Raw genomic sequence first — 14,507 nt, forward strand, 5'->3', positions numbered from 1 at the left:
TATAAGCTATTAATTTCATGAAATCTACTGCTGTTAATATGATTAAAATCGCTCAGACTATATTCCTTGTTTTTTGTTCTTTTGCAGTTTTTGCACAGGTATCAATCAAGGGCAGGGTGACAGATGATAAAAGAAAACCCTTAGAATTAGTGGTAGTCAGCCTTCAGCTGGGATCTGCTGTTATCGGCAATTCAATTACTGATAGTCTTGGGCATTATCAATTTAAAAACATTAACAAAGGAAGCTATAAGTTCCTGTTTAAGTACGTCGCTTATAAAGACACAGTAATATCGGCCAATATCAATGCTGATACATTGATTAGTGTGCAATATCAGAACATACAGAATTTAAAAGAAGTAACAGTAAGAGCTAAAAAGCCAATTTTTGAAAGACAGATTGATCGTCTTCGATTTAATGTTGCCGAAACAGATCTTATTTTTGGGAATAATATCTGGGATGTTATAGAAAAAACTCCTCTGGTAAACGTTTCATCTGACGGTACAATTCAAATTAGCGGTACCTCTGGCGCAATCGTATACATCAATAATAAACGGAAGGTACTTACAGGAAATGCCTTAAAAAATTACCTGAGCAGTATTCCATCAGATAACCTGCTGGCAATTGAAGTCATTACAACACCCCCGAGCAAATACGATGCGGAAGGTGGTGCCGGAATTATCAATATCCTTACCAAAAAAAATAAAGAAGAAGGGCTTCTCGGAAACGCAGTATTAAGTACCAGACAAACTGCAGTTAACTCTGAAGCAGGAAGTGTTTATCTGAATAATCGAAAAGGAAAATGGAATATATTCACTGATTTGTACATGAGTAACAGGAGCAGGAAACCTAAACTTAAAAAGGATATTGATTACCCCGCAGGTTCTTCCGATAATTTAATACATAGAAGTGTTAATTCTTTAAATGATTTTCAGGATTTGTCTCCTGGGGGTGACTTGGGAATAGACCATCAGATTAATGCTAACAATGTTGTAGGGCTTTTATTTGATTATGCAGGGAGCTGGCATCAAGAGACACGTGATGCTTTCAGACGTGATTATTTTAGCAATGTTGACTCACTTAGTCTTACTAATAACAAGGATAAATTAAATTCGCAAACTTATTCCCTTAACTTAAATTATCAGGGTAAACTAGATTCTTCAGGGAAACAGATCAGCATTGATTTTGATGCCCTGGAATATAGATCAAAAAACAATTCAATAAGTAAAACTGACGCACTGGATCTGTTAACGAATCAATCCTTATATATTCAGGATTGGTTTAGAAGTTCATCACCTCAAAACATCAGTAATCAGTCTCTTAAAGTTGATTTTGAATGGCCTGCCAATAAGAATACTTCCTTTGATTTTGGTGCAAAAACATCCTTCTCAAAAATCAACAATAATTTGCTTTTTGAGGATAGAGTTGCTGAAGATGTTTGGGTAAAAGACCCTAAAACAAGTAATCTGTTCAAATATAATGAAAACATAAATGCACTTTATGCTATTCTGAATCGTACTGTAAACACAAAGTGGTCTTATCAGCTGGGGTTAAGGGTTGAAAATACGATTGCAAAAGGCTGGCTTGAAAGTGTAAAGGCAGTAGATAGAAATTACACTAATTTTTTCCCAACGGCCTTTTTAAAATATACTACAGCAAAAGAAAAGACATTTGTTCTGGCTTTATCCAGTAGAATAACCAGGCCTGGTTTTTGGGATGTTAATCCATTCAGAACTTATACAACTGACCAGACTTACTTTGAAGGAAATCCCTTTTTATTACCATCGAAGTATTACAGGCAGGAGCTAAGCCATACTTTCAGCAATAAAACAGGTACTTATTCAATTCAGTTTGCTGCCAGTCAGCTGCTGGATGAATTTTATGCACTTCCATATAATCCTTCAGAAAATGTGATTGCCAATAAGAAAGTGAACTATGGCAACAAGTATGCTTTTTCAAATACAATAACCTATTACAGTCAGCTGTTTCCATGGTGGAAATTAACAGCAACAACATTAACAGGATATGTAGTGTCAAAAGGATCTTATGCTGGTGATGTAACTATCGATAACAGATCTTTTCTTTTTAGTATTTCGACAAATCAAACATTTACTATATCAAAGAAAAGAGGACTTAGCTGTACTGTAATTGCTAACAATACACTTCCTGTGACCATTGTAAATACGGAAATAGGAAACAGGCTGGAAACTGAAGTCAGATTGAGAAAATCAATAGGTTCCTGGAACATTACCTTATCGGGACAGGATTTTTTTAAGAGCAATCAGGACAGGTATAAAGTCAAGCTGAATGAGCTCATCATTAGGGATCGAAACTATTATGATACCCGGAGTGTGGCACTTTCAGTGAGCTTTAGTTTTGGGAAATCAACTGTGAAAGATAAAAGAGACCGGGATCCGGGGTATGAGGATGTCAAGCAAAGAACAATGTAATTGAGTTAGTTAAATAAAATCTATTCTCTTGTTTCATTTCAATAAATATATAAGTGAAAGGGCGGCCGCCATGTCCTTACTGATGGCTAATTTTCAACCTTAAACCATAATTCCATGAAAAAAAATGCAAAAATCGCATCAAGCCAGGAAGAAAAAAGTATCCTTAACGATGCTGTTAATTCTTCAGAAAACGAACAATTAGATCTTTACAAAGCCATTTTTGGCGGAGTAAGTTCTGGCTGCTCAGTTGTTGCCGTTAGCAATTTGCGTTCGAAAGCGTCTGCTTATGATAAGCATGACACATTCTTACAGGCAATTGGCTAATTGATTTCATAGATAGCCAATTTTAGCTAATTGGCTATCTATATTTTATGGAAGCTTAAGACTGAACCCCAAAACCTTGAAATAACCTGAACTCTATTTAATAATGGAAAAAGTAACCTCTTATGTGCTTAAGATTGCAAGTCGTTGCAACCTTAATTGTTCGTATTGCTATATGTACAATTTAGGAGATCAAACCTACCTGAAGCAGCCTAAATTCATGTCTTTAGAAACGGTCACTGTATTTTCTGAACGTTTGAAGTCCTATTGTAAAAACGCAGGTATAGATTATGTTCAGCTAGTATTTCACGGAGGAGAACCACTTTTACTGAGTAAGGAATATTTCAAAACATGTATAAATATTTTTAGAGAGACTTCACCGGAAATTGAATTTGGTTTTACTATCCAGACCAATGGGGTGACAATGGATAAAGAGTGGTATGACTTATTTAAAGCTAATGGCGTTAAGATCGGGATTAGTATAGATGGTCCTAAAGCGTATCACGATGCCTTCCGTGTGTTTCATAATGGAAAAGGGTCTTATAATCAGGTTGCAGAGGCAGTTAAATTAGGCAGGGAAAATGGCCTGATGGGTATACTCATGGTGATGAATACCAATATCCCCACCCGGGAGTTTTATCAGGAACTTAAAGAACTTAATGTAGGAAGTTTGAATTTACTGTTGCCTGATGGCCATTATGATAAGCTCCCTGACGGGTTTGATGCAGAAAGGTTTGGTGAGGACGATTACACACCATATGCTGACTGGCTGATTGAACTTTTTATCATCTGGAAAAGAGACAAAAACAGGCCTGCCATCAGATTTTTTGAAACCCTGATCGAAATGATTGCGGGAGAAGAAAATGTAGGGAACCAGGCTTTCGGAAAAAAGAAGAACGGAGTAGCAGTTATAGAAACCGACGGCGGGATAGAAGTTGTGGATTCATTAAGAGCGTGCTATGAGGGGATAACAAGGAATAACCTCAATATTCATAAAAATGAAATAGAAGAGCTTTTTGAGGATGATATTTTTGAAGTCTACTATAATGCACATGATATGGTGTGTGAACAATGTCTGAACTGCCCGGTATATGATTTCTGCGGGGGTGGTTTTCTAGGCAGCAGATACGCTAATGATAACGGCTTTGATAATCCAACGATTTACTGTAAAGATATTATCAGGATTTTAAGTTTTATACAAAATGACATTCTTGATAGTCTTCCAATTGAGGTGACGGCTAAAATGGAAGCTGACAAACTATCTTATTCAGAACTCATTGAGGAGATCAAAAAGCCTTCTCTGATTGGCATAGAGAGTGATGTTAAGCAAAAACTAATTTCTTTTAAGCAGCCCGCTATATTATGTACTTAAAAAAGGGACTTCATATCTGTAGTGATCTGAGCACTATAGCCGAACAATTAGCCATTAATAATGGAACAATGCTAGCGACTATTGAAACTGGATTGAACTATCATGGCGGATCATATATCCCAAAACGGGAGTGGCGTAAGCTGGAGTTTGCTGAAGAGCAGATTTTAATAGCAGATCAGAAGAATACTGATTTCCGCAGAAGCATTTACATTGGAGATATACCTCAGAATTTAAAGGAATCGTTTCTTTCACTCGGACTACAGGAGTGTACGCAATTGGATCAGGTATATCCCAAAATGAAGGAAGATGAAGCAGCAGTGAAAACAATTAATGAGGAGCTGGATACGTTTTTGCACCCTTTTTCGTCCACTAAAAACTATAAATTCCATCGGATCACAAGGGCAATGCCAAATCGGGAAACTATAACTTGTCATTATATCGATGAGGAATTTATTTATATAGGTCTGCATATTGATCAGAGTAAGCGTTTTACTCCTCATACTGCTCATAAATCCGGAAATCGTATTTCTATCAACCTGAGTAAAGAAACCAGGCATCTGGCATTCACTAATCTTTCTTTGATACAGGTGTTTAACATGGTAAAAGAAAAGACAGGTTTAGCTGGTAACGAAGTTAATCCGGATAACATTGCCCACTTGTTTTTTAAGCATTATCCGGATTATCCGGTAATCAGAATTGAACAGAAACCTTATCAATACTATATAGCACCTACAGATAACTTTTTTCATGATGCAACCACGCTCGGTAATAAGGAAATAGATATTACCATTGTTTATACGGGCGTTTTTGACAGGGCTGGAATACATAATTAAGATATGAAGATAAAAAAGGGTATAATGCTCCATAATCAATCGGGTGAAGATTATGATTGTATCACCATCAATTCGGGAGTGATGCACTATACAGATCAAGATAGGGACAAAGTCATTTACGAAGACCTTTCATTTTTTCCGTCTTACGAAGAAGATGCTTTTACTCCAAAAAGGAACTGGAGGGAGTTAAGTGATCAGGAAATTAAAACATTGAAATCAACTGATAAACGCACTGATTCCAACACGATATATATTGGGGATATTCCTGAGAATCTAAAGACTTCATTGCAAAAACTGAATTTAGAAAATTGTAAAAACAGGAATGAAGTTTTTCGGAAATTTATGGAGAACCCTGAAGCGACCTTAGAGATTAACCAGGCTACCGAAGAATTTTTAAAGTCTAAATCGGACGGGAAGCCATTCCGGTTTCATTACCTGGGAACTAATCTGCCAAACTTAGAAGTTGTGGCCTGTGACACTACCGTATTGCCATCTGACCATACTGAACAAGATAAAAAGTATATGGGTATTCATAACGATGGTACAAAGTACGTATCACCCTATGCTTTATATAAATCAGGAAACCGCCTAACCATCAATCTTGGGAAAGAAACGCGTTCTTTTTTGTTTGTTAACCTGACTATGACCCAGGCTTTAAATATGTTAAAGCAAAAAATGGATACTCAAAAACATCAGGTTGATATCATCAGTATCTCTAAATATTTTTTTGAGTACTTTCCTGATTATCCAGTGATTAAAATAGATCAGAAACCATATCAATATTATATCGCTCCAACTGATAATTGCTTTCATGATGGCTCTACGCTTGGAATGAAAGCTCTGGATATCATTATCGTCTATTTCGGAGCATTCAGATTTTAAGTTAAATAAGTATTAACGGAAATTTTATTATTTGATAGAATGAAGCTAAAAAAAGGAATTTTAATACATAACCAGATGAATCAGGGTTATGAAGCCATCCATATAAATTCAGGAACTGTATTACATACAGATCTGGTAACCGAACCGGTTAACTTTCACGGGATGGTTTATACACCTCAATACGCAGATCATGCCTATATACCTAAAAGAGACTGGAGAGGTTTAAATCCTGAAGAAATAAAAAGTATACAGGCAAAAGAGGAGCGAAACGATTATAATACTGTTTACCTTGGGGATATTCCAGAAGTATTAAAAGAAAGCTTTATGCGGTTGGACCTTGCTAATGCCAAAAGCCGGGAAGAAGTCTTTGAGAAATTTTCTGGTGATGCGCAACTAACAAAAGAGCTAAGTTCAAATTTGAATTCCTTTTTATCACCGCTTGCGGATAACAAACCGTTTAACTTTCATTGTATTGGTACAACTTTGCCAAATGTAGAAATGGTTGCCTGTAATACCACCAAACTACCCCCGGACTTTAAGCCTCAGGATATTAAATATATGGGGATGCATAATGATGGAACCCAGACTATGACCATACATACTGCTCATAAATTCGGAAACAGGATTTCTATTAATTTAGGAAATAATACCCGGTCTTTTTTATTTGTAAACCTTTCAATGAAACAGGCTTTAAATATGATCGGAAAGAAAATAGATATTAAAAAAAATAATGTTAATATTTCAAACGTACAAAAGTTCTTTTTTCAGCATTTTCCTGATTATCCGGTAATAAAGGTGCAGCAAAAACCTTATCAGTATTATATAGCCCCAACTGATAATTGTTTTCACGATGGTTCCACTCTGGGGAGTAAGGACCTTGATATTACGATGGTTTATTTTGGGGCTTTCAAATGCTGAAATTTTATAAGTACCCTTTTCAGAAACAATTAGACTTAATGGACTGTGGTCCTGCTTGTCTAAAAATGATTTCTGAATATTATAAAATAAGAACCAGTATAGCAGAATTAAGAGAGTTATGCAATACTTCGCGCCTGGGCAGTAATATCGGGGATATTATGTATGGGGCAGAGCAGATAGGCTTTAAAGCTTTAGTATTCAAAACTACCATAGACTATTTGAAAGAAAAGCAGCCTTTTCCGTGTATTATCCACTGGAGGAAAAACCACTATGTTGTTTTGTACAAGATCAAAGATGGGAAATATACCATTGGTGACCCTGCCTATGGTTTTGCTGTTCTTTCTGAAAAAGAATTTATAGAAGGCTGGTCGGACAAAGGTGAAAAGGGAATAGCCTTATTTTTAGAGCCTGACTTAGAAAGCAATTATATTAAACAAGAGCTCAGTTTTGAAGGGAAAAGTATATTCTGGCAATTTATTGATTTTCTCAGGCCCCATGCAAAGCAGATAGGCTTTCTTCTTTTGGTGATTATGATTGCCAGTTTTATTTCCATGCTTATTCCAAGAACTATTGAGTACATGACGGATAAGGGGGTAGAAAAGAAAGACATCAATATTATATGGAAAGTCCTGCTGTTTCAATTTGTATTGTTTGGGAGTTTAACCCTTACAAATTATATTAGAAGTTTAATTCAGGCAAAACTGAGTACGAAGTTAAGTATTGGGATCATCTCTGATTTTCTGATCAAACTATTGATGCTGCCTATTTCTTTTTTTGATACAAAGAATCATGCGGATATTTATCAGAGAATAGATGACCATTCGAGGATTGAAACTTTCCTGTCTACGAAACTGGTATCCTTTATCTTTTCAATGTCGCTTTTAGTGGTTTACATTTTACAGATTTTTTGGTTTGATAAATATATTGTCTTAAGCTTTTTATTGTTTACAGTCTTATCTTTTGTTTGGTTCTTCATGTTTATGGAGCGTCGCAGAAAGCTTGATTACCTTAGATTTGGGCTCGCTATAGAAGAAAGGCATTATCTGAATGATTTAATATCAGGAATGACTGAAATCAAGCTCAATAATGCACAATCAGGAAGGGTAGATAGCTGGCAGGAACTACAACATAAATTATACAATTTTAAGCTAAGTAATCTGAAGCTTTCCCAGCTGCAGCAGAACGGAATAAATACAGTCAATCAGCTGAAAAGTATTTTTATAACTTTCTTATGTTCTTATTGGGTTATTAACGGAACTATAACCTTCGGAGTTATGCTTAGTATAGGTTATATCGTTGGCCAGCTCACTGTACCGATTCAGGATATAATGAATTTTTTTCATGATTATCAGGATGCAAAAACTTCTTTTGAAAGGTTAAATGAAATACAGTTAAAAACAAATGAAAATGATCAGGGGAAAATTAGTTTTCCCGGTGAATTAAACAGAGGATTTGATGTAAATAACCTTTCTTTTAAGTACTCAGGCATTCACAATCCCTATGTGCTCAGGGGAATAAATTTATTTGTCCCAAAAGGGAAAATTACCGCCATTGTTGGTACAAGCGGTAGTGGTAAGACAACCTTAATGAAGTTATTGTTATCATTCTATCAGCCCCAGGATGGCGGTATTTTTATTGATAATATCAATTTGCAAGCTATTAATACAGATGAATTAAGAAGCCAGTGCGGAGTAGTTATGCAGGATGGATATATCTACAGTTCATCCATTGCGCAAAATATAGCCATGAGTAATAAAAATGTAGATATTAACAGGGTTTATCAGGCACTTAGAATTGCATGTCTGGATGATTTTGTAGATTCACTTCCGCAAAAACATAACACAGCACTGGGCAGTACCGGGGTTGATTTAAGTGGAGGACAGAAGCAACGTCTATTTATTGCCAGAGCCGTATATAAGAATCCACAGATCATTTTCTTTGATGAGGCGACAAATGCACTGGACTCCAATAATGAACGGGCAATAATGGATAATCTGGAACAGTTTTTTATTGGTAAAACCGTATTGGTAATTGCGCACAGATTAAGTACTGTTAAAAATGCAGCCCAGATTGTAGTGTTGGAAAAGGGTGAAATTGTAGAGCTTGGCTCTCATGCCGAATTAACCAGGACCAGAGGGAAGTATTATGAATTAGTGAAGAATCAGCTGGAGCTTGGGTAATATTATGGTCTTACGTATTGTAAATATTCAGAAGAGACAGTAACATCAGCATCTGGCGGTGGTACGTTAGCTATAACAACACAGTATTATAGTGCTGAGCATTAAGATTAAAAATCGTTTTAATAACTTAATATTCTCTTAATATAGACTCGTGTTTTCCCGATTACTTTTGCGACCAAGAGATTCTTTGGTTAGCAAATGTCAAAAATAACAAACGATTTGTCTGATAAGCTTTTGCTGGAAAAGTACCGCAGTGGTAATACTGCAGCTTACAATATGCTTTTTAAACGCTATTATAATTCACTTTATAATTTCGCACTGAAAAATCTAAAAGAATCTTGTATAGCAGAAGAGCTCGTAATGGACGTGATGTTGGGATTATGGAAAAAGAAAGGGGAAATAACCATTGAAGACAGCCTCCAGGCCTATCTTTACCGCTCAGTAAAGAATGCAATCTATAACCATTACCGTAAAAAAATATTGCCTACTGTTTCTCTTGAACTTGTCCGGGATCATATTACATTAACCTCTAAAGACGTTGACCATGAACTCAACAGCAAAGAATTAGAGAGCTTTTATCGCCAGAAAGTTAGTCAACTCAGTCCGCAGCGCCGTAAAGTATACGAACTGAGCAGAGATCAGGATATGAGTTACGCTGAAATTGCCCAAAATATGGATCTCTCCGTAAACACCGTTGAAAACTATATGGTGGCCTCGCTTAGTTTTTTTCGTAAACAGTTAAACGAACATGCTGATTTTACGCTGCTGATAGTCTTGTCTGTACTATTTTATTAATTTCTGTTTTTTTTTCATTTCTCATAGGTGGTAGCTCCGGTTAATTGTGTTTTACTCATAGAACGACAATTAGAATGCAATCGGATACTATACAAAAAAACTTAATCAGGAAATACATTAATCAGGATTGTAACCAGCAAGAGCTGGAAGACATGAAAAAATTAATGCTGCTTCCGCATACCCAGCAACTTTTTGAAGAAGTGCTGGCAGAGCGCTGGACTGGGTTGGAGCAGGAGAAGGATATTAATCAGCCCATCTTAAGTGAGAAACTGACCACTTTTTATAAAAAGCTGGAGGCAGAAGAAATAGCTGCTTTGCAAAAAGAAGAATCAGCTCAAACACTTATGCGCAAAATCAGAAGTAAGCGCTATATGCGCTATGCAGCTGTTCTTGCTTTGTTTATTTTCAGTTTTGGCACTTACAGTATGTTGAAACTCAGAAAGGCTCCTGTCCAGGGATTGATTGCTATGCGTCAGGTTGTGAATGCTAACGGACAACGATCGACAGTAACCTTACCCGACAATTCTGAAGTCTTTTTAGCAGCGGGCAGTAAACTTGTTTTTCCAGAAAAATTTGCGCCCGGCAGCAGAGAAGTTAAGTTGGAAGGGGAAGCCTTTTTTCAAGTCACTAAAAATCCGCACAAACCTTTTATTATTCATACTGGTAATATTCAGACCAGGGTACTGGGAACATCATTCAGGGTTGAAGCTTTCAAAGACAAGCCGCTCATTATTTCTGTAGCTACAGGAAAAGTAAGGGTGGATGATTATTCAGAAAATCTGGTAAAATCATTAGCTATACTAACTCCTGGTCAGCAAGTAACCTATAGCCTGGGAAACGCAGTGACTACAAAAACAGCGATAGAGGATGTGAAGTCCTGGAAGGATGGCAGGCTGGTATTTAACAAACAGAAATTAAAGGAAATCACGAAGGTACTGGAACGCTGGTACGATGTTAAAATAACTTACAGGAATAAGACAAAAGCAAGTGAAGAGCTTACCGTTGTTTTGCAGGCCAGTACCTCTTTGCGTAAAATTATGGAAGTGCTAAGTGCTACAGGTCATTTCCATTATAAAATAAATGAAAAAAATGTCACGATCAATTAACCACATTATAGAAGAAAGGAAGTTTATGTAAGTTTTTCTACATCCAAAAATGCTCCCCGCCTATCAGGCAGGGAACAAATTTAATGACCATAAACCGTGTGATTTCGACGTCCTCCGGTTTAAGTAAACAGATCATCGCCTCGCAGCGAATAAACCCGTAATGTTCAAAAATATGCAAAAAGGATTAAATCATTATCCTTCAATTCAATTTATTATGAGATGCTCTTTTGTAATCATTGTAGTCCAGCTTACTTTCTTAAGTATTCTTGTGGCGAATAGTGTAAAGAGCCAGGATCTTGATCATAAAATAAGCCTGCGCCTGGAGAATGTTACCGTAGCAGAAGGCCTGTCTGCCATTGGCAAACAGGGTAACATCAAATTTTCACTCAGAGAACAATCCATGAAAATGGTGAAAAAGAGTGTAACATTAGTTTCTTCTCAAATTACTGTAAGAGAAGCGATCAACAGACTTTTATTTCATACCGGTCTGCAGTATAAAATTGTAGAGGGATATGTTGTTGTTGATCAGAAACCAGTACCCATTACGATCAGCGGAACGATTACCGATGAAAATTCAAGAGAAACCCTGATTGGGGTAAGTGTAAAAATCAAAGCAACCGGAGGGGCCGTATCGACTGATGCGAATGGTAAATTCCATATCACCGTACCTGAAGGAGGGGCTGTACTGGTAATCTCTTATATAGGATATCAGACCCGTGAAATTAAGGTAGACGGGAAGTCAAAAGAGATTAATATCAGTTTAAAGGCATCTTCGACCCAGCTGGGTGAGGTGACTGTACAAGCCAGGAGAAAAACCAATACAGAAGTTGCTGTTCTGGATGAAAGAAAAAAATCGGCGACGGTGCAGGATGCAATATCTGCCGTACAGATAGAACGCACAGCCAGTATCACAACTACGCAGGCTTTGCAGCGGGTATCGGGTGTAACTGTTACTGATGATAAATATGTTGCGATCCGGGGGCTAGGGGACAGGAGTGTAATTGCGCAGCTGAATGGTATCCGTCTTGCTTCTTCAGATCCCGATCGCAGTGCAATTCCCCTGGACCTTGTCCCGGCCTCGCTTTTAGATAACATTACTATCTATAAAACTGTAACACCAGATAAACCAGCGGATGCAGCAGCGGGTATTGTGGAATTAAAAACCAAATCAGTACCAGACAGTATGGTATTTGATCTGATTATGCAATCAGGTTTTAATTCTAACATAGGAATAGGCGGAAAGGTTAATAGTTTCTATAACAGTGATATGGGCTTTTTAGGTAATAATATCAATAAAAAGAACCTTTCACCAGATTTCTTAAATCTTGCACAGCAATATAAAGGCGGTTTACCTCAAATTCAAAAAATGATTGCTAATAGCGGTTATAGTCCTGCAGTAAAACAGGAGGTTAACCGGATTAACGGAATTATGCAGGGATTTGATCCGGTTTTAACAACTGGCTATAAACAGGCACCATTAAACCAGTTGTATTCTGCCACTTTTGGTAACAGTTATAAACTGTTTAAAACACACAAATTAGGTGTAATTGCAGGCGCAAATTACTATCGTCGTACCACTGATATTTATAACGGAGATATTCAGCAATATAGTATTTATCAAGGAGTGGTCACCGGAAATCCTCAGGTGAGCAGTCCAAGGAATATTCCAAACTATATCACACCGAATAGCTTGTATATGGGCAAGTATCAGACTTATAAGGAGAATACAGGTACAGAAACACTGAACTATGGTGGCTTATTAGGTTTGACATATCGCTTTAGTCCGCAGCACGAAATCAGTATGCAATATCTGGGCAGCTGGGGTGGCGAAACGCAAGCTACAAATATGAGAGGAAGATATGAATATACCGGATTACCAGGAGAGGTAAACAGTACTATTTATTCCTTAAAACAATCTTACCGTACATTGAATACTTTCAATTTACAGGGAGAGCATAAATTTTTAAAAGGAGAATATTCTCCAAGATTAAGTTATAATGTGGCTAGTTCAAAAGCAAGCCAGAATGATCCTGATTATCGTTTTGTTACGCTTGCGGATTATACGCCACGTGGTGGCGGGTATTATCAGCGGCCTCAGGCCGGCCCGGTTAATACCTCTCCTGAATATGTATTTACCAATCACCTGTATGCACTTTCTTCTGGTTATGTAAACGGATTTGGTGCTTATGGTATTATCCAGGCAGAACCTAACGGCCGCCGTTATAGAAATCTGGATGAAACAAATTATAACTACAAGGCAGATGTAAGTATTCCATTCAAGCTCTTTGGGCAAAAACAGGAGTTCAAAACAGGAGTTAACTATTTGAACCGCGACCGCGTATTTACAGAGAATGTACTTTTCCTGCCAGGCTCTAATTTCTCTTCTCTTGGTGCATTGCCATTATATGCTGTAGAGGGAAATCTGAATCGTTTGGTAAGCCCCGAAATAGTAGGTATCCGTCCTATGGCTTCTGGTACAGGTGAAGGTGCCGGACCAATAGGAGGTTTTTTGTATAACACTCAGAAATCACCTAATAACTATACAGGTTTCTTTGAAACCAAAGCTGGTTATGCCATGCTGGATTTAAAATTAGCCAGAGACCTGCGGATTACCGGTGGATTGCGCTTTGAATCAACTAACATCCAATCTAAAGTAGATACTTCAGGAGTTTTTCTTGACCCTTCTTTAACTACTCCGGGAGCGGGAGGTGTTCGTATCCCTTTATCGCTGACAAGTCCTAACTCAGTCTATAAGACAGGGTATAAGCCATTTTATTCTTTAAACATGACTTATAATTATAAGGATAACATGAATTTCAGAGCAGGATATAATACCACACTTGCGAGGCCAGAGTTAAGAGAGATTACCAATGTATTCGAGTTTGATGCCTTCCAGATGGGATTAGTGGTGGGTAACCCTAAACTAATTAACCAGTCTACTCAGAATATTGATTTCCGCTGGGAGTATTTCCCGAATAACGGAGAAGTAATTGCAGTATCTCTGTTTGGTAAACGGATCAAGAACCAATTATACAAAGTATTCAGTCTGAAAACCAGTGGTCTCGCTGCAACTTATCCGGAATACCCGACTATCAGATTCGAGAATGACCCGAATATTGGTAAAGTGTGGGGAATAGAAATCGAAATTGTAAAAGACCTGGGCAGAATCTGGGATCCGCTTCATAATTTCTTTATTGGCTCAAACCTTTTACTGGCGCAAAGTGATATTAAAAAATCACCAGAGCGTTTAGAGGCTAACCGTTCTTTAGACAGGCATACGCCCGATAACAGCCCACTATTTGAACAAGCTCCTTATTCCATAAACGGCTGGTTAAACTATAACAATAAACGTTCAGGTACAAGTCTGACAGGAACCTTTAATATGGTAGGGGAACGTTTAGTACAAATTAACCTTACCGGTGAGCCTGATCTCTATACACGTCCTGTCCCGGTACTTGATTTCGTGTTTAGTCAGCGCATTTTAAAGCGCGTGATTTTTAAAGGCTATATCAAAAACATGCTCAACCCAGCTGTGCAGACTGTATATGCAAATCCCGGAACAGGTGGTAAATGGTACGGTAACCAGTACATCAACCGGAGCTTCAAACGCGGTACCGAATTTATGATGGGATTCACTTATAACTTGTTTTAAC

At 37.4% G+C, this 14,507-nt stretch carries 10 protein-coding genes; all 10 read left to right on the forward strand.

From position 1 onward, the window contains the following. The first annotated feature begins 17 nt into the window (after positions 1–17). The 10 genes from AB3G38_RS20100 to AB3G38_RS20145 all read left to right on the forward strand — a co-directional run bounded on the left by AB3G38_RS20100 (position 18) and on the right by AB3G38_RS20145 (position 14,506). Complete coding sequence (locus tag AB3G38_RS20100) at positions 18–2,447, forward strand: outer membrane beta-barrel protein (RefSeq protein ID WP_367865527.1); 2,430 nt, start codon at positions 18–20, stop codon at positions 2,445–2,447. Between the two features lie 114 nt (positions 2,448–2,561). Then, positions 2,562–2,771, forward strand: coding sequence for a hypothetical protein (locus tag AB3G38_RS20105; RefSeq protein WP_367865528.1), 210 nt, complete (start codon positions 2,562–2,564; stop codon positions 2,769–2,771). A 172-nt stretch (positions 2,772–2,943) separates the two neighbouring features. Beyond that, entirely contained in the window at positions 2,944–4,140 is a 1,197-nt protein-coding gene (locus AB3G38_RS20110; protein ID WP_367865529.1) for a radical SAM protein, read from the forward strand. Continuing rightward, positions 4,131–4,973, forward strand: a complete 843-nt coding sequence (locus AB3G38_RS20115) for a hypothetical protein (RefSeq protein WP_367865530.1) — start codon at positions 4,131–4,133, stop codon at positions 4,971–4,973. Before AB3G38_RS20110 ends, AB3G38_RS20115 begins: the two co-directional genes overlap by 10 nt. 3 nt (positions 4,974–4,976) lie before the next feature. Next, on the forward strand, positions 4,977–5,855 hold the full coding sequence (locus tag AB3G38_RS20120) for a hypothetical protein (RefSeq protein ID WP_367865531.1): 879 nt from the start codon (positions 4,977–4,979) through the stop codon (positions 5,853–5,855). Positions 5,856–5,894: 39 nt separating this feature from the next. Next, positions 5,895–6,773, forward strand: coding sequence for a hypothetical protein (locus tag AB3G38_RS20125; RefSeq protein ID WP_367865532.1), 879 nt, complete (start codon positions 5,895–5,897; stop codon positions 6,771–6,773). A 65-nt stretch (positions 6,774–6,838) separates the two neighbouring features. Further along, positions 6,839–8,953, forward strand: coding sequence for a peptidase domain-containing ABC transporter (locus tag AB3G38_RS20130; RefSeq protein ID WP_367865533.1), 2,115 nt, complete (start codon positions 6,839–6,841; stop codon positions 8,951–8,953). A 198-nt stretch (positions 8,954–9,151) separates the two neighbouring features. Beyond that, positions 9,152–9,748: an RNA polymerase sigma-70 factor gene (locus AB3G38_RS20135; RefSeq protein ID WP_367865534.1), complete on the forward strand. Its 597-nt coding sequence runs from the start codon at positions 9,152–9,154 to the stop codon at positions 9,746–9,748. A gap of 74 nt (positions 9,749–9,822) precedes the next feature. Then, on the forward strand, positions 9,823–10,854 hold the full coding sequence (locus AB3G38_RS20140) for a FecR family protein (protein WP_367865535.1): 1,032 nt from the start codon (positions 9,823–9,825) through the stop codon (positions 10,852–10,854). Between the two features lie 214 nt (positions 10,855–11,068). Continuing rightward, positions 11,069–14,506 (forward strand): carboxypeptidase-like regulatory domain-containing protein, encoded by a 3,438-nt coding sequence (locus tag AB3G38_RS20145; protein ID WP_367865536.1) that lies wholly within the window; start codon positions 11,069–11,071, stop codon positions 14,504–14,506. Position 14,507: the final 1 nt, after the last annotated feature.

The sequence above is a fragment of the Pedobacter sp. WC2423 genome (genome assembly GCF_040822065.1).
Lineage (GTDB): Bacteria > Bacteroidota > Bacteroidia > Sphingobacteriales > Sphingobacteriaceae > Pedobacter.

Coding starts and splice junctions, on each gene's coding strand:
- AB3G38_RS20100 (WP_367865527.1), top strand. CDS start 18: ATGAAATCTACTGCTGTTAATATGATTAAAATCGCTCAGACTATATTC.
- AB3G38_RS20105 (WP_367865528.1), top strand. CDS start 2,562: ATGAAAAAAAATGCAAAAATCGCATCAAGCCAGGAAGAAAAAAGTATC.
- AB3G38_RS20110 (WP_367865529.1), top strand. CDS start 2,944: ATGTACAATTTAGGAGATCAAACCTACCTGAAGCAGCCTAAATTCATG.
- AB3G38_RS20115 (WP_367865530.1), top strand. CDS start 4,131: ATGTACTTAAAAAAGGGACTTCATATCTGTAGTGATCTGAGCACTATA.
- AB3G38_RS20120 (WP_367865531.1), top strand. CDS start 4,977: ATGAAGATAAAAAAGGGTATAATGCTCCATAATCAATCGGGTGAAGAT.
- AB3G38_RS20125 (WP_367865532.1), top strand. CDS start 5,895: ATGAAGCTAAAAAAAGGAATTTTAATACATAACCAGATGAATCAGGGT.
- AB3G38_RS20130 (WP_367865533.1), top strand. CDS start 6,839: ATGATTTCTGAATATTATAAAATAAGAACCAGTATAGCAGAATTAAGA.
- AB3G38_RS20135 (WP_367865534.1), top strand. CDS start 9,152: ATGTCAAAAATAACAAACGATTTGTCTGATAAGCTTTTGCTGGAAAAG.
- AB3G38_RS20140 (WP_367865535.1), top strand. CDS start 9,823: ATGCAATCGGATACTATACAAAAAAACTTAATCAGGAAATACATTAAT.
- AB3G38_RS20145 (WP_367865536.1), top strand. CDS start 11,069: ATGAGATGCTCTTTTGTAATCATTGTAGTCCAGCTTACTTTCTTAAGT.